At 61.7% G+C, this 20,864-nt stretch carries 19 protein-coding genes; 7 read left to right on the forward strand and 12 right to left on the reverse strand.

Annotated features, from left to right (window positions below):
• Positions 1-237: 237 nt before the first annotated feature.
• From ACW9IN_RS12100 to ACW9IN_RS12140, 9 genes are all read right to left on the reverse strand, one after another.
• The gene (locus ACW9IN_RS12100; RefSeq protein ID WP_457366084.1) at positions 238-1,167 is read right to left on the reverse strand and encodes a ketoacyl-ACP synthase III; all 930 of its coding nucleotides are present in this window, start codon (positions 1,165-1,167) and stop codon (positions 238-240) included.
• Between the two features lie 282 nt (positions 1,168-1,449).
• Positions 1,450-3,048 carry a flagellar hook-associated protein 3 gene (locus tag ACW9IN_RS12105; RefSeq protein WP_457366085.1) on the reverse strand — a complete coding sequence of 533 codons (1,599 nt, stop codon included), beginning with the start codon at positions 3,046-3,048 and terminating at the stop codon, positions 1,450-1,452.
• A gap of 14 nt (positions 3,049-3,062) precedes the next feature.
• The gene (flgK, locus tag ACW9IN_RS12110) at positions 3,063-5,105 is read right to left on the reverse strand and encodes a flagellar hook-associated protein FlgK (protein WP_457366086.1); all 2,043 of its coding nucleotides are present in this window, start codon (positions 5,103-5,105) and stop codon (positions 3,063-3,065) included.
• A gap of 10 nt (positions 5,106-5,115) precedes the next feature.
• Complete coding sequence (gene flgJ, locus ACW9IN_RS12115) at positions 5,116-6,375, reverse strand: flagellar assembly peptidoglycan hydrolase FlgJ (RefSeq protein ID WP_457366087.1); 1,260 nt, start codon at positions 6,373-6,375, stop codon at positions 5,116-5,118.
• Between the two features lie 10 nt (positions 6,376-6,385).
• On the reverse strand, positions 6,386-7,474 hold the full coding sequence (locus tag ACW9IN_RS12120; protein ID WP_457366124.1) for a flagellar basal body P-ring protein FlgI: 1,089 nt from the start codon (positions 7,472-7,474) through the stop codon (positions 6,386-6,388).
• A gap of 27 nt (positions 7,475-7,501) precedes the next feature.
• A complete protein-coding gene (gene flgH / locus ACW9IN_RS12125; protein WP_457366088.1) occupies positions 7,502-8,197 on the reverse strand; it encodes a flagellar basal body L-ring protein FlgH in 696 nt (231 codons plus the stop codon).
• Positions 8,198-8,250: 53 nt separating this feature from the next.
• Positions 8,251-9,036, reverse strand: coding sequence for a flagellar basal-body rod protein FlgG (flgG, locus tag ACW9IN_RS12130; protein ID WP_457366089.1), 786 nt, complete (start codon positions 9,034-9,036; stop codon positions 8,251-8,253).
• Positions 9,037-9,097: 61 nt separating this feature from the next.
• Positions 9,098-9,838: a flagellar basal body rod protein FlgF gene (locus tag ACW9IN_RS12135; protein ID WP_457366090.1), complete on the reverse strand. Its 741-nt coding sequence runs from the start codon at positions 9,836-9,838 to the stop codon at positions 9,098-9,100.
• A gap of 246 nt (positions 9,839-10,084) precedes the next feature.
• On the reverse strand, positions 10,085-11,650 hold the full coding sequence (locus tag ACW9IN_RS12140; RefSeq protein ID WP_457366091.1) for a sigma-54-dependent transcriptional regulator: 1,566 nt from the start codon (positions 11,648-11,650) through the stop codon (positions 10,085-10,087).
• A 258-nt stretch (positions 11,651-11,908) separates the two neighbouring features.
• Here ACW9IN_RS12140 and phhA point away from each other — a divergent pair, with 258 nt between their 5' ends.
• The 3 genes from phhA (at position 11,909) to ACW9IN_RS12155 (ending at position 14,348) form a co-directional block, all read left to right on the forward strand.
• On the forward strand, positions 11,909-12,700 hold the full coding sequence (gene phhA / locus ACW9IN_RS12145) for a phenylalanine 4-monooxygenase (RefSeq protein WP_457366092.1): 792 nt from the start codon (positions 11,909-11,911) through the stop codon (positions 12,698-12,700).
• Positions 12,701-12,798: 98 nt separating this feature from the next.
• Positions 12,799-13,155, forward strand: coding sequence for a 4a-hydroxytetrahydrobiopterin dehydratase (locus ACW9IN_RS12150; RefSeq protein WP_457366093.1), 357 nt, complete (start codon positions 12,799-12,801; stop codon positions 13,153-13,155).
• Positions 13,155-14,348: an amino acid aminotransferase gene (locus ACW9IN_RS12155; protein ID WP_457366094.1), complete on the forward strand. Its 1,194-nt coding sequence runs from the start codon at positions 13,155-13,157 to the stop codon at positions 14,346-14,348. The genes ACW9IN_RS12150 and ACW9IN_RS12155 overlap by 1 nt, the downstream gene beginning before the upstream one ends.
• Before the next feature lie 256 nt (positions 14,349-14,604).
• Here the strand turns inward: ACW9IN_RS12155 and ACW9IN_RS12160 are convergent, their stop codons facing one another.
• Positions 14,605-15,414: a UDP-2,3-diacylglucosamine diphosphatase gene (locus tag ACW9IN_RS12160; protein WP_457366095.1), complete on the reverse strand. Its 810-nt coding sequence runs from the start codon at positions 15,412-15,414 to the stop codon at positions 14,605-14,607.
• A 137-nt stretch (positions 15,415-15,551) separates the two neighbouring features.
• Here ACW9IN_RS12160 and ACW9IN_RS12165 point away from each other — a divergent pair, with 137 nt between their 5' ends.
• From ACW9IN_RS12165 to ACW9IN_RS12175, 3 genes are all read left to right on the forward strand, one after another.
• Positions 15,552-16,301 carry an AraC family transcriptional regulator gene (locus tag ACW9IN_RS12165; RefSeq protein ID WP_457366096.1) on the forward strand — a complete coding sequence of 250 codons (750 nt, stop codon included), beginning with the start codon at positions 15,552-15,554 and terminating at the stop codon, positions 16,299-16,301.
• A gap of 100 nt (positions 16,302-16,401) precedes the next feature.
• Positions 16,402-17,286: a DMT family transporter gene (locus ACW9IN_RS12170; protein ID WP_457366097.1), complete on the forward strand. Its 885-nt coding sequence runs from the start codon at positions 16,402-16,404 to the stop codon at positions 17,284-17,286.
• A 128-nt stretch (positions 17,287-17,414) separates the two neighbouring features.
• Positions 17,415-17,696, forward strand: coding sequence for a hypothetical protein (locus ACW9IN_RS12175; RefSeq protein WP_457366098.1), 282 nt, complete (start codon positions 17,415-17,417; stop codon positions 17,694-17,696).
• Between the two features lie 37 nt (positions 17,697-17,733).
• Here the strand turns inward: ACW9IN_RS12175 and ACW9IN_RS12180 are convergent, their stop codons facing one another.
• Positions 17,734-18,021, reverse strand: a complete 288-nt coding sequence (locus tag ACW9IN_RS12180; RefSeq protein ID WP_457366099.1) for a SelT/SelW/SelH family protein — start codon at positions 18,019-18,021, stop codon at positions 17,734-17,736.
• An 83-nt stretch (positions 18,022-18,104) separates the two neighbouring features.
• On the opposite strand from ACW9IN_RS12180, the gene ACW9IN_RS12185 reads away from it, so the two are divergent.
• Positions 18,105-20,294 (forward strand): patatin-like phospholipase family protein, encoded by a 2,190-nt coding sequence (locus ACW9IN_RS12185; RefSeq protein ID WP_457366100.1) that lies wholly within the window; start codon positions 18,105-18,107, stop codon positions 20,292-20,294.
• Positions 20,295-20,373: 79 nt separating this feature from the next.
• Here ACW9IN_RS12185 and ACW9IN_RS12190 read toward each other — a convergent pair whose 3' ends face one another.
• Positions 20,374-20,808 carry a MarR family transcriptional regulator gene (locus ACW9IN_RS12190; protein ID WP_457366101.1) on the reverse strand — a complete coding sequence of 145 codons (435 nt, stop codon included), beginning with the start codon at positions 20,806-20,808 and terminating at the stop codon, positions 20,374-20,376.
• Positions 20,809-20,864: the final 56 nt, after the last annotated feature.

The following is a 20,864-nucleotide window of genomic DNA, read 5'->3' on the forward strand; positions in this document are numbered from 1 at the left end:
CTGGCAACCGCCGGGTGTGGCCTGAGAACCTACGTAATAGTTATCGTCGTGGTGAGCGGTTGCTTGAGGTTTTTTTTGAAATTTTTTACTAGCACCGTGCCACCCCTTGAAATTCAAGGGTTTACACCGGCCTGAAACCCCGCATTTGCCGGTTTTTCTGGCGCCAAATAAAAAACGCCGATGACTCTTCAATCATCGGCGTCTTCATTTAAAGGTGCTGTTTAGCCTATCAGGCAGTCACGGACGATAGAGAATCGCCGATCCCCACGACAGGCCCACACCAAACCCGCTGACCGCGACCCGCTTCCAGGTCGCGTCCATCACGTGCTTTTCCAGCAGCAACGGAATGCTCGAAGACACGGTGTTGCCGGTCTCGACCATGTCCTTGATGAATTTGTCCAGCGGCGCGTCTTCGAAACGGCGCGCCACGGCATCGACGATCGCCGCGCTGCCCTGGTGGATACAGAACGCATCGATGTCTTCGGCCTTGAGCTGCGACTCATCGAGCAGCTCATGCAGGTGCGCCGGCACCTTGAGCAAGGCGAAGTTGAACACCTGACGGCCATTCATGAAGAACACCCCGTCGCTGACTTTCAAGTGCGGCGCGCCGGAACCGTCGGTGCCGAACTTGGATTTGCCGAGCAACCACGGCGCATCTTCACCCATCCAGGTCGCCGTGGCGGCGTCGCCGAACAACATGGTGGTGTTGCGGTCTTCCGGGTCGACGATCTTCGAATACGGGTCGGCGGTGATCAGCAGGCCGTTTTTCAGGCCGGCGGCTTCCATGAAGCCTTTCATGGCATAGATGCCATAGACGTAGCCGGAGCAGCCCAGGGAAATATCGAACGCCGCCACGTGGGTCGGCAGGCCCAGTTTGTCCTGGACGATAGCCGCCGTGTGGGGCAAACCCTCTTCGTCGCCGTTCTGGGTCACGACGATCAGCGCGTCGATGGACTCGCGCTTCAAATCCGGGTTGTTGGCAAACAAAGCGTTGACCGCCTCGACACACAGATCGGAGGTTTCCTGCACCGCATCCTTGCGTGGCAGAAAGGCCGAACCGATCTTGCCGATGATGAATTCTTCATCCTTGGCGAATTTGGCACCCTGGGCGTAGTTATCGATCCCGTCGGCCGGCACGTAACTGGCGATGCTTTTTATGCCAATCATTGTGGCTTCCCAATACTAAATAGCTGGAGAACACCCCGCGAACAGGCTCGCCGGATGCTGACAATAAAAGGGGATGACCCCGCAAAAATCTCGCTGAAAGCCGCCAAACAAAGACCCGCAGGCGACTTATCCTTTTCGCACGATACAGTGAAGATGCGCTTTATGACTCACAGGTCACTCAATTCTCTGTGGTTTATGCAAAACCTTCAAACAATTAAGTCGCAAAAACGACAACGGCCCACCCCGTTTCCGGGGTGGGCCGTCGTTTTTGCGCGGTGAAAATCACATTCTGCTGAACAGGGTCAGCTGGGAGATTTTCACGAAGGCCGCCTGAGAGGCTTGCAGCATGGTCTGTTGCAGCGTCAGGTTGATCGCCGCCTGCGCGGTGTCGATGTTGCCCAGGTCGCTCATGGTGCTGGTGTTGGCCAGGCCAATGCTGGTGTTTTCGGCGGTCTGGATATCCAGCGCCGCGGTCCGCGCACCGATGGAGCCACGCACGTTGTCGACCTGGGCCCGGGAGTTGGCAAGGTTGGCAACGGACGAGTTGATCACATCCTTGAGCTTGAGTGTCGCCGCCGGATTGCCGTCAGCCGGCTGCTCCAGGGCCTGGCGCAGCTGGCTCAGGGTATCCAGTGCGTTCTGGGTCTTCTGGGTGCTGGCCGATACGGCGAACTGATCGCCCGCCTGCGGCGTGCCACTGACGTCGAAGGTCACACCCGCCGCCGTGACCGTCGTCCCACCGCCGGTATCACCGGTGGCGATTGCCTTGCTGTTGGCGGTGTAGGGCTGGGCATACACCTCGTAGGCGGTGCCGCTGGTGAACTTGATCACCGCCCCGCTGTTCGCCGGGAACGTACTGGCGTAGGCGGCCTGGTTGGTCACCTGGGCGTTGGTCAACTGCGCGGTGGACGCGTTGCTGGCAGTGCGCGAGACCCCGAAGGTGTCCGGCTTGGCCGCCAGGCTGAAGGAACGCCCCCCGACCAGCGCATCGGAGTCCGGCCCGGGCGCGACACCCTTGAGGTCCAGGTTGATATCGAAGTTCACGCCACGCAGGCTCACCGTGGAAGCGCCTTCCTTGGTGGAGTCGAAGGTGCCGTTGCCCGGGATCTCCGACGTGATGTCGTTACCGTCCTTGTCGGTCACGGTGTACTGCGTGCTGCTGGTGAAGGTCAGCTTGTAGGGCTGGCCATCGGCGAATTTACGCGTGTAATCGCTGCCCGACGTCACCAGGCCGGCCGACACCGACACTTTGTTGTCGTTGACCACCGGCGGCGCCGGAGGAATCGCTGGCTGAATCCAGGTCGCCTGGGTGCGGCCCGAGTTGACGGCGCCCGACATGATGCTCTTGCCGGTATCGCCCGCGCTCACTTTGAGCGTGTCGGAAACCTGCAGACTCAGCGGGGTTTCATCGCCCTGATAGGTGTAGGTACCGTCGCTGTTGCGGCTGTAGGGCGGCGTCGAAGTCTTGGAGCCGGAAAACAGGTAGTTGCCCGACGAGTCCTTGCTGTTGAGCAAGCCCAGCACCTGGTCTTCGAGGGCGCCGATCTGGCCGGCGATCGACTTGCGGTCCGCATCACTGAGCGAGCCACCGGCCTGCAGGGCCAGGGTGCTGGCCGCTTGCAGCGCATCGTTGATCGAGTTGAGCACGCTTTCTTCGTTGGTCAGCGAGTTCTTCAGGCTGGTGATGTTGCCGTTGAACTGGCCAAGCAAGTCCTTCTGCTGTTGCAGCATCAGCAGGCGCGCCGCCGCCACCGGATCATCCGCCGCGGTTTCCACGCGAATGCCCGTGGTGGCCTGGTTCTGCGCCTTGACCACGCTGGAATAGTTATCCGAATACTTGGCGGTCGTCGTGTCGAAATACTGAGCGGTAGAAATACGCATCGTCCCAGGCTCCCTTAAAGGCTATTGATCAGCGTGCTGAAGGTTTCTTGCGCGGCCTTGATGATCTGCGACGACGCGGTGTAGTACTGCTGGAACTTGATCATGTCGCCCGCCTCTTCGTCCAGGTTGACCTGGGACACCGAGTTGCGTGCATCCTGGTTGGCCTTGAGCACCGCACCGGTCGCGGTGTTGTCGGTATTGGCCGAGGCCGCCTTGGCGCCCACGGTCGAAACCAGGTTGCTGTTGGCCCCGACCAGGCTCATGCCGCTGGCACCATCGTTCAGGCCGACCGTCGCCTTGGTCTGCAGGTCGAGCAGCGACTGGGCGTTGCGGTTGTCCGACTTGCCCGAGGCGTTGAACGAGAACGTGGTGCTGTCACCTTCGGACGGCGCACCGCCGACCGTGGTGTCGAACTTGAAGCTTTTCGCCGGCACCACCAACGCACCGTTGGCATCGCGCATCGGCACGTCGATGGTGATCTTGTTGCTCTGGCCCGGGATGATGCTGCCGGTGCCGATCGGGTTGCCCTGGGCATCGTTGACTGTGTAGGTCTGAGTGCCGTCGGCGGCAGGCTTGCCGAAGACCATCTTCACCGGCATCGAGTGCTCGATCCCGGTCCGCAGCTGCGCGGTATCGGCGCCGCCATGAATATCGATTGGCACGGTCAGGGTCGGCGGCGTGAACGTCCCGGTGCCCTGGTTGGTCTTGCTGCCCTCGCCCAGCAACGGGCCGGCGAACGCGAGTTTGTTGGCGTCCTTCAGATCGGTACCGATATTGGTGGCGCCATTGGCGGTCGGGCTGACCTTGAAGCTGTCACCGGCGGCCATCGGCCCGCCGCCGTTCAGCGCCAGGGTGAAACCGTCGATCACCGGTGGCGGCGTGGTGGTCACGTCGAAGGCGCCCATGGCCTTGCCGTCGGAACGCACCACGGTGTAGTTGTTGGCGCTGGTGAAGGTGACCTTGTAGTCGTAGGTCGACAGCTTGCTGGAGTCCTTGATCGTCACGTTCAGGTTGCCCGAGCCGGCACTGTTGCCGACGGCACCCTGGCTGCGCTGGGCGATGGCCGCGGCGCTGTTGATGTCCTTGAACAACGAGGAGCCGAACTCGCCGTTCAGGTCCAGGCCCTGGCCCAGCTGGCTGTTGATCGTCTCGGCGGTGGCAATGGCGATACGGCCCAGGTCATTGATGGCCGGCATCAGCATATCGCTGCGATAACGCAACAGGCCGCCAATGCTGCCGCCACTCAGTACGCTGCCGATGTCCACCGAGGTGCCACCGCTCATGTTGAGCTGGATGGTGTACTGGCTGGTGTCGCTGTTGCTCGGAACCGCAGAGATGGTATTGGACTGGTCGCCCAGCACCAGGGATTGACCGGTACCGGTGCTGACGCTGAACACGCCATTCTTTTCGCTGGTGGTGACGCCCACCAGCTCGTTGAGCGAACGCACGGCTTCGTTACGCGCATCCAGCAGGTTGGCCGGCGCGCTGTTGTTCGAGCCCTGGGCCTGGGTGATCTGTTTGTTGAGCGAGGCAATCGACGAGGTCAACTGGTTGACCTGATCGCTCATGGTTTTCAACTGGCTGTTGATCGTCTCTTTCTGCTGGTTCAACTGGCCGGAGATCGCGTTGAAGCGGTTGCTCAGGGTCTGGGCGCTGGTCAGCAATACCTGGCGCGCAGACACATCGCTCGGGTTGGCCGCCGAGGTCTGCACGGCGGCGAAGAAGGCGCTGAGTACCGAAGACATGCCGGTGGTCTTGTCCGACAGCGTCTTGTCTACCGCATTCGCCTGGGCCGCATAGGCCTTGGCGTCATTATTCAACGCAGTGCTGTTCTGATACGCCGCGTCGAGGAATTCGTTGTACACCCGGCGCACATCCGCCAGGGTGGTGCCGCTGCCGATGAACACGCCGCCATACGGGTTCGAGGCGCTGGCGTTCTGAGTGGTCTGCTGGCGCGAGTAGCCCGAGGTGTTGGCGTTGGCAATGTTGTTACTCAAGACCGACAGCGATCCTTGGGAGGCGTTGAGCCCTGACATCCCGATACTGAGCAAACTCATGGTTCAGACCTTATAAATGGGTGGTTGCGCCAACGGCAGCGTAATTCTGGTAACTGTTCATCGTTTTTGCGATCTGCGAAATCTTGCTGGCGTAGTCCGGGTCGGTTGCATATCCGGCTTTTTGCAACTCGCGTACAAACTGTTCCGGGTTGTCGGCTGATTTCACAACTTCTTTATAGCGATCATTGCTTTGCAGCAACGTCACCAGGTCGTGGAAGCTGTCCTGATAGGAGTTGTAGGAACGGAATTGCGCCGTCTCCTTGACCATCGCCCCATCGCGGAACTCGCTGGTGATCGCGCGCGCCTGGCCGCCCTGCCAACTCTGCCCGGCCTTGATGCCGAACAGGTTGTGACTGCTGCTGCCGTCCTCGGCGCGCATCACCGATTTACCCCAGCCGGTTTCCAGCGCGGCCTGGGCCACCAGGTACTTCGGATCGACCCCAATACGTGCGGCGGCGGCCTTGGCCATCGGCAGCATGGTGGCGACAAATTCGTCCTGCGAACTGAAGGCCTTTTTCGCCGGCGCCAGCGGTGGCTGGGCCACGGCACGCCCGTAGACCTGCATGCGCCCGCTGGGCACGGCAAAGCTGCGCGCGGCGCTGTTGATCACGTTGTCCTGGGCAGCGCTGTTACGCAGTGGCGCGGCCTGGGCGACAGCCGCATCGGTGCTCGGCACGATGCCGGCGAGCAGACGGTCGGTCAGCTTGCTCGGCAACGCGATTCGGCGCTGGTTCATCAGTTCCATGTCATTGCTATGGGAGGCCGCCGCGCCCGCCTGGGGCTCGGCCACGCGATACGCCCACAGCGGACGCTGGCCATTGGAGCGGCCCAGCGGTCCGTCGGCCTGGGTACCGGCGGCGATTTCCGTCGGCACATCGACCTTCTTCGCCGGCTCCGCGGCTGCGGGGCCCTGCAAGGTGGCTGCCTGGGCGTCCACCGGTTTGTTCTTCTGCATCTGGCGCATCAGCACGTCGGCCAGGCCGATACCGCCGCCCTCGCGGGACAACGACACCGCGAGTTGCTGGTCGTACATTTCCTGGTACTGCTTGGCGGCCGGCGTGTTCATCGGGTTGTCCTTACCCAACGCTTCGGTGGCCGAGCGCATCGACTTGAGCATCTCGTTCAAGAACAACGACTCGAACTCCTGCGCCACCTTGCGCATATTCGCTTCGCTGTTCTTGTCGCCCACCTTGAGCTGGTTGAGCCGGTTCAGGTCGGAGTAAGACCCCGAGTCCGCCGTGCTGCTGATCCCGCTCTTACGCATATCCATGGCCACGGCCTCAAATCACGATCAGGTCGGCTTGCAAGGCGCCGGCCTGTTTCAGGGCTTCGAGGATCGCCATCAAGTCGCCGGGCGCTGCGCCCACCTGGTTCACCGCGCGGACAATCTCATCCAGGGTGGTACCCGGGCCGAACTTGAACATCGGCTTGGCTTCCTGCTGGGCGTTGACGCGCGAGCGCGGCACCACCGCCGTCTGGCCGTTGGACAAAGGTCCCGGCTGGCTGACGATCGGGTCTTCGGTGATGGTCACGGTCAAGCTGCCGTGGGTCACTGCCGCCGGCGATACCTTGACGTTCTGCCCGATCACGATAGTGCCGGTCCGCGAGTTGATGATGACCTTGGCCACGGCCTGGCCGGGATCGACCTCGAGGTTTTCCAGGATCGACAGGTAGTCCACACGCTGGCTCGGGTCCAGCGGCGCGGTGACGCGAATCGAACCGCCGTCGATGGCCTGGGCCACGCCCGGGCCGAGCATGTCGTTGATCTTGTCGACCACGCGCTTGGCGGTGGTGAAGTCCGAACGGTTCAGGTTCAGGGTCAGGCTGTTGCCCTGGTTGAAACCGCTGGGCACGGTGCGTTCGACCGTGGCACCACCCGGGATACGACCGGCCGACGGCACGTTGACCGTGATCTTCGAACCGTCGCGACCCTCGGCGTCAAAACCGCCCACCACCAGGTTGCCCTGGGCAATGGCGTAGACGTTGCCGTCGATACCTTTGAGCGGGGTCATCAGCAAGGTGCCGCCACGCAGGCTTTTCGAGTTGCCGATGGACGAGACGGTGATATCCAGCACCTGGCCCGGCTTGGAGAACGCCGGCAAGTCGGCGCTGATCGACACCGCCGCGACGTTCTTGAGCTGTACGTTGCCTGACCCAGGCGGCACCTTGATCCCGAACTGCGAGAGCATGTTGTTGAAGGTCTGCAGGGTGAACGGGGTCTGGGTGGTCTGGTCACCCGTGCCATTGAGCCCCACCACCAGGCCGTAACCGATCAACTGGTTGGCGCGCACGCCGGAGATGCTGGCGATGTCTTTCAGGCGCTCGGCCTGGGCGACAGCGCTCAAGGAAAGCAGGAGCGCCGCAGCCATCAGCTGTTTGAGTTTCAAAGTGGCCACCTAGAACGGGAACAGCGGGCTAAGGAAGAAACGGTCGAACCAGCCCGGCTGACTCGCATCAGCGAACGAACCCGTACCCGAGTAGGTAATGCGTGCATCGGCAATGCGCGTGGACGACACGGTATTGTCGGTGGCGATGTCATCGGCCCGCACCATACCGGCAATGCGCACCAGCTCGTCGCCGGTATTGAGGGTCATCCACTTTTCACCGCGTACGGCGATGATGCCGTTGGGCAGCACGTCGGCCACGGTCACGGTGATCGAACCGGTCAGGCTGTTGCCCTGGCCCGCCGCACTCTTGCCGTTGGTGGCACGGTCGCCGCTGTAGCCCACATCCAGACTCAGGTCACCGCTGCCCAGCGGGTTGTTGGTGTTGGGCACGCCGCCGAACAGCGAGGTGAGGCCGATACCGGTCTTGCTGTTCTTGTTGATCTGGGAGTTGGCGTTCTTGCTGGCCTGGGTCTTCTCGTTCAGGGTGATGGTGATGATGTCACCGACCCGGAACGCCTTGCGGTCGCTGTACAGGTTCTGCTCGAAACCCGCCTGGTAGATCGAACCATTGTTGGCCGCCGCCGGCAGTGGCGTGCGCGGCAACACCGGCGCGTAGTACGGGTCATTGGGCTTTGGCGTCGGGGCGACACAGCCCGCGAGCACGGCAATCCCACTCAATGCCAGAACGGAAACATAGCGATTCATGACCCTTACCTCACGGTGTTGCAGGCGCCCTCAAGAGCGCCCCATAGACTTGATTACAGATTCTGCGTTACGAACGAAAGCATCTGGTCGGCGGTGGAAATCACCTTGGAGTTCATCTCGTAGGCGCGCTGAGTGGTGATCATGTTGACCATCTCTTCAACGGTGCTGACGTTGGAGGTTTCCAGGGTGCTTTGCAGGGTGGTGCCGAAACCGTTCAGGCCCGGGGTGCCGATCTGCGGCGCGCCGCTGGATGCGGTTTCCAGGAACAGGTTGTTGCCGATGGCCTGCAGGCCGGCCGGGTTGATGAAGTCGGCGGTTTGCAGGTTGCCGATCACTTGCGACGCCGGGTTGCCGGCCACGGTGATCGACACGGTGCCGTCGTTGCCGACGGTGAAGGTCTTGGCATCGGCAGGCACAACCACCGCCGGTTCCAGGGCGAAGCCGTTGGCGGTCACGATCTGGCCATTGGAATCCAGATGGAAGGTGCCGTCACGGGTGTAGGAAGTGGTGCCGTCCGGTTGCAGGATCTGGAAGAAACCACGGCCGTTGATGGCCATGTCCAGGGGCTGACCGGTCTGTTGCAGGTTACCGGCGCTGAAGTTCTTCTGGGTGCCGACGATCTGCACACCGGTACCCAATTGCAGTCCCGACGGCAGTTCGCTGTCCTGGGTCGACTGGGCGCCAGGCTGCTTCTTGATCTGGTAGAGCAAGTCCTGGAATTCGGCACGGTCACGTTTGAAGCCCGTGGTCGACACGTTCGCCAGGTTGTTGGAAATGGTGGTCAGGTTGGTGTCCTGGGCGGACAAGCCGGTTTTGGCAACCCATAGAGCCGGAAGCATGCTGTTCTCCTTCGTGCGCCTGTTTGTTGGCGCCGCATCACAAATTAGTTAACGGGCTCGATCAGCTCATCTGCATGACGCGCGTCATGGCCTGGTCGTCTTCCTTGGCGCTGTTCATCATTTTGATGTGCAGCTCGAATTGCTTGGAAAGCGCCAGCACCGCCGTCATTTCTTCAACGGCGTTGACGTTGCTCGCCTGCAGGAAACCCGAGGTCAGCGTGACGTTTGCGTCGGCCTGTGCCGGCTGGCCATCCTTGGTGTGGATGGTGCCGTCCAGGCCCTTGTTCATGTTCTTGAGGTCGGGCTGGACCAGCTTGATGCGGTCGACTTCGGCCATGACCCGCGGCCCCTCGCCCATGGCGCGGATGCTCACGGTGCCGTCGGAGCCGATTTCGATTTTCTGCTGGGGCGGCACGGCAATCGGGCCACCGTTGCCCATGATCGGCATGCCGTTGCCGGCCCGCAGTACGCCGAGCGCGTCGACGTTCATGCTGGCGCTGCGCACGTAGGCTTCGCCGCCATCCGGGGTCTGCACGGCCAGCCAGCCGTTGCCGTTGACGGCCACGTCCAGGTCACGACCGGTTTCCACCATGGCACCAGGCGAGAAGTCAGTGGCCGGCCGTTCGGTCATGGCAAAGGCACGCGCCGGAAAGCTGTCACCGAACACCGGCATCGACCGCGCCTGCTCCAGGTCACGCTGGAAACCGTTGGTGGAAATGTTCGCCAGGTTGTTGGCGTGGGCCTTTTGCGCCAGAGCATTCTGGCTGGCGCCGGTCATTGCCACATAAAGGTACTTGTCCACACTCTTTCCTCTTTCTGACGGACGCTTGCCGCCCACCACGGTACTGATGAGGCTTAAGCAATTTGCGAACCAACTTTTTAAAAGGTGGAGAAGTCCAGGCGGGGCGGGGCTTTGCAGGCAGGTATGAAGAACTGATGGTCGAACGAGAGTCGAAAAAACGGCGGACTACTGCCGCCTGCGGCAAGCCCCGTCCTTGAAAACGACAAAGATCAACTGTGGGAGCAGGCAAGCCAGCTCCCACAGTTTTTAACCGCGCTCAGACTTGAGAATTTCGTAATCGCGTAACTTGTTGGCGATGGTGGTGTGGGACACCCCCAGACGCTTACCCAACTGCCGACTGCTGGGATGCTCGGCATACAGGCTTTCGAGTACAGCTTTTTCGAACCGCCCGACAATTTCTTCCAATCCACCTTCAAGCGAGAAATCGCCAAGCGGCTGACGCACGCCGTAGTCCGGCAAGCGAATATGCTCGACCTTGACCGTACCGCCGTCGCACAGCGATACCGCCTGGAACAGTACGTTCTCGAGTTGGCGCACATTGCCCGGCCAATGGTAATGACTCAGCCGGTCCATCGCCGCCGGCGCCAGCCTGGGCAGCGGGCAGCCAATTTGCCGGCTGGCTTGATCGAGAAAGTGTTCGACCAGCGGCTCCAGGCCATCAAGGCACTCGCGCAGCGGCGGGATATGCAGCGACAGCACATTGAGGCGATGGTAGAGATCCTGACGGAATTCACCCCGGGCGCAGAGTTCGGACAAATCCACCTGGGTCGCGCAGATCACTCGCACATCGAGGTACACCTCTTCATCGCTGCCGACGCGACGGAAGCAACCGTCCTGCAGGAAGCGCAAGAGTTTCGCCTGCAAGCGCGAACTCATTTCCCCCACACCGTCGAGAAACAACGTGCCGCCGGCCGTCAGCTCCAGGAGCCCCAGCTTGCCTTCGGCCCGCGCCCCTTCGAACGCACCTGGGCCGTAGCCGAACAGTTCGGTCTCGGCCATCGACTCCGGCAGCCCCGCACAGTTGAGCGCCATCAACGGCGACTGGCCGCGCGGGCTGGCCAGGTGACAGGCGCGGGCCAGCAACTCCTTGCCGGTACCGGTTTCGCCTTCTATCAAGAGAGGCGCATCCAAAGGGGCCATGCGTCGGGCTTCACGCACCACGGCGGCCATCACCCTGGAGCTCTGGAAGATGCTGTCGAAGCCGCGCAGCTCCTGCTTGCGCACATTGTAGATACGCTCCCCCACCCGGTCGGCACGGTGCAGCGTCAATACGGCACCGGCCATGGCTTCGCTGTCATCGTGCTCGGAAGATTGCAGCGGCGCGATGTCCGCCAGGAAAACGTCGCCTTTGACCTTGACCCTCAAGCCATTGATCCGCGACTTGCTCCCGCGCACCAGCTCCGGCAAGTCGAAATCCTCGGCATAGCGCGACAGGGGAATGCCCGGCACCTCGTCCACCCGCACGCCAAGCAACTGCGCCGCCGCGCGGTTGGCGGCGACAATGGAGCCGCCCATGTCGATGGACAAGACCGGAAACTCCAGGGCACCGAGCAAGGCATTGAGCTCCATATGCCGACGCTCGCTGGGCATCAGCCCCACCCGCTTCACACCAAATACACCGGCAATCGCTTCGAACTGCGGGCGCAACGCCTGGAACTGCATGTTCACCAGGTTCGGGCAGAACAGGTAGATGGCGTTGCCGTGCTCACCGCCCACTTCGCCCTTGGCCACGTTGACGCCGTATCCCACCAGCAGGTTGAGGATGTCCCGCAGGATGCCGATGCGGTTCTGACAGTGAACTTTGATTCGCATGAAAAAGGCCCGAAAGGTAGGAGGCGCCGCGTTTTTTTTGTGCTGGGGCGCAGATAATCGTCAAGATTATGTGACAGGTTATGGGCATTTCCCAGCCCATCACAGAGACCAACTGCGCAACCGTAACGAATACTTTACGAAAAACGGTAAATATTCCTACGCATCCAGCCATCTGAGCAGTGGAATCCTGGCCCGCACCGGGTATCAATACAGGCATCGCAGGACATAAAAAGAACGAATGCCTAGCAGGAGAGCCGTATGAAGCAGACGCAGTACGTGGCCCGCGAGCCCGATGCGCAAGGTTTTATCCACTACCCGCCGGAAGAACACGCGGTGTGGAACACCCTGATCACTCGCCAATTGAAAGTGATCGAGGGTCGTGCCTGCCAGGAATACCTGGACGGCATCGACAAGCTCGGCCTGCCCCTGGATCGCATTCCGCAACTGGGCGAAATCAACAAAGTGCTTGCCGAAACCACGGGCTGGCAAGTTGCCCGGGTGCCGGCACTGATCCCCTTCCAGACCTTCTTCGAATTACTCGCCAGCAAGCAGTTCCCGGTGGCGACCTTTATTCGTACCCGTGAAGAATTGGACTACCTGCAAGAGCCGGATATTTTCCACGAAATCTTCGGCCACTGCCCGTTGCTGACCAACCCCTGGTTCGCCGAATTCACCCATACCTACGGCAAACTCGGCCTGGCGGCCACCAAAGAACAGCGGGTGTACCTGGCCCGGCTGTACTGGATGACCATCGAGTTCGGCCTGGTAGACACGCCTGCCGGTCGACGCATCTACGGTGGTGGCATTCTGTCGTCACCCAAGGAGACGGTGTACAGCCTGTCCTCCGAACCCGAACACCAAGTCTTCGACCCGCTGGAAGCGATGCGCACGCCGTATCGCATCGACATCCTGCAACCGCTGTACTTCGTGCTGCCCGACCTCAAGCGCCTGTTCGAGGTGGCGCAGGAAGACATCATGGGCATGGTCGAACACGGCATGCAGCTTGGCTTGCATGCACCGAAGTTTCCACCCAAGCCCAAAGCTGCGTGAACCTTACATCTTGAGGCCAGGTGAGTCTGTTCCCTGGCCCCGCGTTGCTTTAGGGTGACGCCACTGACCTTCATACATTCGAATTCAGGACACCCCACATGACCACCTTGAACCAAGCCCACTGCGAAGCCTGCCGCGCCGATGCCCCGCAAGTCAGCGATGAAGAACTGCCGGTGCTGCTCAAGCAGATCCCCGACTGGAACATCGAAGTGCGCGACGGCGTGATGCAGCTGGAAAAGGTCTTCCTGTTCAAGAACTTCAAATTCGCCCTGGCCTTCACCAATGCCATGGGTGACATCTCCGAGGCCGAAGGCCATCACCCGGGCCTGCTCACCGAATGGGGCAAGGTCACCGTGACCTGGTGGAGCCATTCCATCAAGGGCCTGCACCGCAACGACTTCATCATGGCCGCGCGCACCGACGAAGTGGCCAAGCACGCCGAGGGCCGCAAGTAATGCATTTCGATGCCATTGGCCGCGTGCCCGGCGACCCGATCCTCGGGCTGATGGACCTGTATGCCCAGGACACCAACCCGAACAAGTTCGACCTCGGCGTGGGTGTGTACAAGGATGACCAGGGCCTGACGCCGATCCCGCATTCGGTGAAAGTCGCCGAGCAGCGCCTGGTGGACACACAAACCACCAAGACCTACATCGGCGGCCACGGCAACACCGCGTTCGGCAGCCTGATCACTGAGCTGGTCCTCGGTGCCGACTCGGCCTTGATCGGCGAACGCCGCGCCGGCGCCACCCAGACCCCGGGCGGTACCGGTGCCCTGCGCTTGAGTGCCGACTTCATCGCCCAGCACCTGCCGGGCCGAGGTGTGTGGCTGAGCAACCCGACCTGGCCGATCCACGAAAGCATCTTTGCCAAGGCCGGGCTCAAGGTCAGTCATTACCCCTACGTGGGGGCGGACAATCGTCTGGATGTGACGGCGATGCTCGCGACCCTGTCCAGCGTGCCCCAGGGCGACGTCGTGCTGCTGCACGCCTGCTGCCACAACCCTACCGGTTTTGACCTGTCCCGGGATGACTGGCGCCAGGTCTTGCAGATCGTGCGCGAGCGCCAGCTGCTGCCACTGATCGACTTCGCCTATCAGGGTTTTGGCGACGGCCTGGAACAGGATGCCTGGGCCGTGCGGCTGTTCGCCGCCGAGCTGCCGGAAGTGCTGGTAACCAGTTCCTGCTCGAAGAACTTCGGCCTGTACAGCGACCGCGTCGGAGCGCTGATCGTATGCGCGAAAGATGCCGAGAAGCTGACCGATGTGCGCAGCCAACTCGCGAACACCGCGCGCAACCTGTGGTCGACGCCACCGGATCACGGCGCGGCGATCGTCGCGACTATCCTCGGTGATGCAGATCTCAAACAGGTGTGGGCCGGCGAAGTCGAAGCCATGCGCTCACGAATTGCGCAGTTGCGTTCCGGGCTGCTGGAGGCGCTGGCGCCCCACGGTTTGGCCGAGCGCTATGCGCATATTGGTGCGCAACGCGGGATGTTTTCCTACACCGGTTTGAGTGCCGAACAGGTGAAGCAGTTGCGGGAGAAACACAGCGTGTACATGGTCAGCTCAGGCCGGGCGAGCATGGCCGGAATTGACTCGACGCGGCTGGGGTTGCTGGCTAAGGCGATCGCCGACGTCTCCAACTGAAGAAACTGCACCAACAATGTGGGAGCAAACGGCAGACTTTCTGCTAGCCATACTGCCGTTATCGCAGGCAAGCCAGCTCCCACATTGAATCTCGGTTGCCGGTAAGAAAGCGCCCGTCGCAATGCCCCCTGCCGACAGCGTTTTTCCAACCTCCATGAATCCCCTGTGGGAGCTGGCTTGCCTGCGATAGCGGTGCATCAGTCGACATCTTTATTGGATGTCGCGAGCAAGCACACATTTGACCGCGTAGAGCCTGTCAACCTGCAACCATCTCGGCTTTCAGCAAGGCTTCTTTGGCCTGCGCATCGGCCAACCGGTACAACTCGATGCTGCCATCCCAGTGTTCGATCAACGCCGTGCACGATTCCACCCAATCCCCGCAGTTGAGGTAGTCCACCTCGCCCACCTTGCGAATCTCGGCATGGTGGATGTGCCCGCATACCACACCATGCAGTTCGCGCCGAGTGACTTCGTGGGCGATGGCTTCTTCGAAATCGCTGATAAAACTCACGGCGGTTTTCACCTTGTGCTTCAGGTATGCCGACAGCGACCAATAGCCGTAGCCATACCGCGCGCGCCAATGGTTCAGCCAGCGGTTCAAGGTGAGGGTGAATTCGTAGGCCGAGTCGCCGAGGAATGCCAGCCAGCGGTGGTAGCGGGTGATCACATCGAATTGATCACCATGGATCACCAACAGATGACGACCGTCGGCGGTCACGTGCACCGCTTCGTCCACCAACTGGATGTTGCCCAGGATCAGCTTGGAATAGCGACGCAGGAACTCGTCATGGTTGCCGGTGACGTAGATCACCTCGGTGCCGCGCTTGGCCATGGTCAGCAACCGGCGGATCACATTGGTGTGAGCCTGGGGCCAGTACATGCCGCCGCGCATTTTCCAGCCGTCGATGATGTCGCCGACCAGGTACACCTTGTCGGCGTGATAGCCCTTGAGAAACTGCGACAGGTGTTCGGCCTGGCAATCCCGGGTGCCCAGGTGCACATCGGAAATCCACAGGGTACGAACCCGTTGCTTGCGGCTGGGCTTGGCGAACTCGGCACTGGTCATGGGCATCCCTCGACGGTGTTTTCGCGAGCTTGCGCCATGGCGATTAACAGTCCATGACAACGGTGCGTCAGTCTGATGACAGCGCTCAATGAGCGCGAAGCGTTGTAGACTGCCGGCTTGCAGCCCCGGAGACCGCGATGAGACCGTCCCTCACGCTACGCCACTACATCGAAGCGCCCCTCGCCCACAGCCATGACCATGCACAGTTGGTGTTCGGGCTGTCCGGGCATCTGGACCTGGAAGTCGATGGGCGCGGCAGCCAGGTGCATGAAAGCAGCGTGATGGTGCTGCCCTTCTCCGCCCACCACGCCTGTGGCAGCCGCGATGGCAGCCGCTGCCTGGTCCTGGACGTGCCCACGGAACACTGGGTGCTGCAATCGCTGGGCGAGCACGCCGATGCCAGCCGCCGCCTGCTCGACCGACCCGCGCGCCTGGCCCTGGATGCCCGGCAGAGCCAATTGGTGCAATGGCTGGCGCACAGCCCGGTGGATGACCCGCTGATCGTGCAGCAAGGCGCCGTGCTGTTGCTTGCCAGCCTCAATCATCCCCTGGCCCGGCCCGAACCGGGACGACGCCTGCCCTACGCAGCCTTCAATGCGCATATCGAGCGACACCTGGCACATCCGCTGCAAGTGGCGGACCTGGCAAAAATCGCCGGCCTTTCCGTCGCGCGTCTGCATGCACGGTTCATGGCGGAGTGCGGACAGACGCCCATGGACTACCTGCGCAGCCGTCGCCTGAACATGGCGCTGAAACTGCTTCGAGAAACCCCGCTGCCCATCGGCGAAATCGCCGAGCGTGTCGGTTACAACTCCCAAAGTGCCTTTGCCGCAGCCATGTTGCGCGAATTTGGCGCCTCCCCGGGTGCGCTGCGCCGGGTATCGTAGGAAGAGTCCTGCGATAAAAATCGCGAGGCGGGCGACAGACGCCAGGGCCTGACACCCTCTAGACTGCGACGCTGTCACCCCCGTTGGTTCAAGGATCGCAATGACTCCCCGTTCAGCCCTGGGCGCCCTGCATATCGGCGCATTGATGTTTGGCCTTACCGGCGTATTCGGCAAGCTGGCGGCCGCGTCGCCTACGATCATCGTATTTGGGCGTGCCGTATTTGCCGTGGCCGCCCTTGCGCTGTTCGCGCGCTTGGCCCGCAACAACACCTGGAAAAAACTGCAGGCGCGCGACTGTCGCCGCCTGTTGATCAGCGGCGTGTTGCTGGCGGCTCACTGGGTTACCTTCTTCGTTGCGGTCAAAGTCGCCGGGGTGGCGGTTGCGACCCTGGGGTTCACCGCCTTCCCTGCTTTCACCGTGATGCTCGAAGGGCTGATTTTCCGTGAGCGAATCCGCGCCAATGAAGTGGTGCTGGTGGTGTTGGTCAGCGTGGGCCTGGTGCTCGTCACCCCGGACTTCAACCTGGCCAGCGAGGCCACCGGCGGCTTGTTGTGGGGGATCGCGTCGGGGCTGTTGTTTTCCCTGTTGTCACTGAACAACCGCGCCAGCTCCGGGCGTATCCCGGCGGTCCAGGCCGCCTTGTGCCAGAACCTCGTGGTGGCTGCCTGCCTGTTGCCGTTCGCGGCGCCGGGACTGGCGAGCGTGCGCGCACTGGACTGGTTGTGGATCGGTCTGCTCGGCGTGTTCTGCACCGGGCTCGCCCACAGTCTGTTCGTCGCCAGCCTGGCGGTGATCAAGGCACGCACCGCCTCGGTGGTGTTTGCCATGGAGCCGCTCTACGGCATCACCGTGGCGTGGCTGCTGTTCGCCGAAACCCCGACCCTGCGCATGCTGCTGGGGGGCGTGCTGATCATCATCGCCATCGTGCTGTCCGGCCTGATGGGGGGTGCCAGCCAGGCCAAACAGCCCGCCGCGACGGCCTGATCTATACTCTGCGCATCCGCAACAGTCTGTCGTCGTTCAACGGATAAGGCCGCTCGACGCCAGCCATGTCCCATTGAAGTTGCTGCAAGCGAGTGGTCACTCCCTAAACGCTATGCAGGAGCTTCATCATGGAAACACTTATCAGCTTGCTGGTGCAGATCATCAGCGGAGCCGTCGGCGGTAACCTGGCGGGCATGACCAAACAAAGCCTGGGGACCGGGCTCAATACCATGCTCGGCGGTGTCGGCGGTCTGGTACTGGGCCAGGTGCTGGCGCAGTTCACCGGCACATCCGGCGGCGAAGCACTGGATGTCGCGGCAGTGGGCAGCAATATCGTCGGCGGTGGTGTCGGCGGGTTGGTGCTGACATGGGTCGTGGGGTTCATCAAGCAAAAGCTCGCCACCAAATAACGGTATGAAGGTCACCATCGCTCACCGGTGGTGACCTTCAGCGTGTGCGGTCGTTATGCCCCAGGTCGCGCTGCGGGTCGATCTGGTCACGTACGCGCTGCTTGAGCACCTTGGCTTCGGGGAAGCCCTCATCCGCCTTGCGCTCCCAAATCTGCACACCATCGCAGGTGATGCGGAACGTCCCGCCGGTCGCCGGCTCGAGCGACACTTTGCCCAGGTCGTCGGCGAACGTACTCAGCAGCTCCTGGGCCAGCCACGCCGCGCGCAACAGCCACTGACACTGGGTGCAATAGGTGATGACAATCTCGGGTTTGCTCGCGGACATAATTTGACAGGTTCCTGGCATAACGGGCTCGGAGGATCGGCTGGCTATAATACCGGCCTTATCGCCAAGCCTCGAGATTGATGATGCGCCGCCTGTTGTCCTGCCTTGTGCTGTGCCTGTTCCCCCTGATTGCCGACGCCGTCGAAAGCCCACGCCCGAAAATCGGCCTGGTGCTGTCCGGCGGTGCCGCCCGTGGCCTGGCGCATATCGGTGTGCTCAAGGCCCTGGAAGAACAGGGCATCCAGATCGACGCGATTGCCGGCACCAGCATGGGTGCGGTGATTGGTGGGCTGTACGCCTCGGGTTACAAGATCGATGAACTGGAAAAGCTCGCGCTCAATATTGACTGGCAACAGGCACTGTCCGATGCACCGCCCCGGGAAGACGTGCCCTTTCGGCGCAAGCAGGATGACCGGGATTTCCTGGTCAAACAGAAACTCAGCTTTCGCGACGACGGCAGCCTGGGCCTGCCCCTGGGCGTGATCCAGGGCCAGAACCTCGCCTTGTTGCTCGAAAGCATGTTTGCCCACAGCAGTAACACGCGCAATTTCGACAAGCTGCCGATCCCCTTCCGCGCCGTGGCGACGGACATCACCACCGGCGAGAAAGTGGTGTTCCGCAAGGGCCACCTGCCCCAGGTCATCCGCGCGAGCATGTCGATCCCGGCGGTGTTCGCGCCAGTGGAAATCGACGGACGCCTGCTGGTGGACGGCGGCATGACCGATAACATTCCGCTGGACGTGGCGCGGGAGATGGGCGTCGATATCGCCATCGTGGTGGATATCGGCACCCCGCTGCGCTCGCGCAAGCAACTGGCGACCGTGGTGGATGTGCTCAACCAGTCGATCACCCTGATGACCCGGCGCAACTCCGAAGAACAACTCAAGGCCTTGCACCCCAAGGACGTGTTGATCCAGCCGCCCCTCGCGGCCTACGGCGTGACCGACTTCGGTCGCGCCAAAGACATGATCGATGCCGGCTACCGCGCGACCCGCACCCTCGATGCGCGACTGGCTCACCTGCGCCCCGCCGAACCGATCGACCCGCAGCTGGTGGCCGCGCGCACCCCGGGTGAACGCACACCGGTGATCACCGCCATCGACGTGGAGAACGACTCGAAAGTCAGCAACGACGTGATCCGCTACTACATTCGCCAACCCCTGGGTGAGCCGCTGAACCTTGGCCGCTTACAGGCCGATATGGGCACCTTGTACGGCCTGGATTACTTCGAGCAAGTGCAATACCGCGTGGTCAAGAAGGGCCAGGACAACACCCTGGTCATCAGCGCACGGGGCAAACGTGCCGGTACCGATTACCTGCGCCTGGGTCTGAATCTGTCGGATGACATGCGCGGCGACAGTGCATTCAACCTCGGCGCCAGCTACCGCATGAATGGCATCAACCGCCTGGGCGCCGAGTGGCTGACGCGGGTGCAGATCGGTGATCGACAAGAGCTGTACAGCGAGTTCTATCAACCGATGGACACCGGCTCACGCTACTTTGTCGCGCCTTATATCAGCGCCCAGGCACAGAACGTCGAGCTGATCCTGGACAACGACCCCATCTCCGAATATCGCCTGGAACGCTACGGTTTCGGCCTGAACGTGGGGCGACAGATCGGCAACAGCGGCGAAATCCGCTTCGGCGTCGGCGAGGCCTGGGGCAAGGCGGACGTACGTATCGGCGACCGCGACCTGCCCAGCGTGAGTTTCAGCGAAGGCTTCTATGAACTGAAGTACTCCTTCGACTCCCTGGACAACGTGTACTTCCCCCACACCGGTGAAGACATCGGCCTGGCCTACCGCGAATTCGAACCGGGGCTGGGCTCGGACCAGCGCTACCGGCAATGGGAGTTCACGCTGGACAAGGCCATGAGCCACGGCCCCGACACACTGGTGCTCGGCGGGCGCTACGGGCGCACACTGGACGATTCGGACGTGGTGATTTCCAGCTTTCTGCTGGGCGGTGCACGGCAGTTGTCGGGCTTTCGCCAGGACGCGATTTCAGGGCAGAACATCAGCCTGATGCGGGCGGTGTACTACCGCCGCCTGACCCCTCGTTCGTACCTGCCACTGGATTTCCCGCTGTACCTCGGCGCGTCGCTGGAACGCGGCCGAGCGTGGAACAACGATAACGAATTCGACAGCGGCTACATCAACGCCGCCAGTATTTTCCTGGGGTTCGACACACCGCTGGGCCCGCTGAATTTCAGCTATGGCGTCAACTCCGAGCATCAGAAAGCGGTGTACCTGAACCTGGGACAGACGTTCTGATGCCCCACACAAATTCAATATAAGAACAAACCGATTGTGGTGAGCGGGCTTGTCCCGCTCACTACAAAACAGCTGCGTGTCAGGACTTTTCCAGGTTCGCCAGGATGTGCCCATGCACCCGCATGCACACGCTCAGATCGGCTTCGTCCACACCTACGAACAGCTCATGACGCAGTGCCGTGGCGATGGTTTCGATCTGTTCGATCAGCGGGCGGGCGGTGTCACACAGCAGGATGCGCTTGGCGCGGCGGTCTTCGACTACAGCCTGGCGTTGCACCAGCCCCTGCCCTTCAAGGCTGTCGAGCAGACGGGCCAGGGTCGGCCCCTCGACCCCCACGCTTTGCGCCAGCTCACGCTGGGTAGGGGCTTCTTCGAAACGGGCCAGGTGCAGCAGCACCAGCCAGCGCGCCTGTGACAAGCCCAGCCCCGCCAGACGGCGGTCCAATTCGGCGCGCCAACCTCGGGACATTTGCGCCAACTGCATGCCAAAACGGTGTTGATCGGTTACCGGCATAAAAAACTCATGATTTAGACTGAAAATAAAGTGTGGCTAATTATTAGTCAGCTAAG

This window comes from Pseudomonas sp. SDO5271_S396 (genome assembly GCF_054071795.1).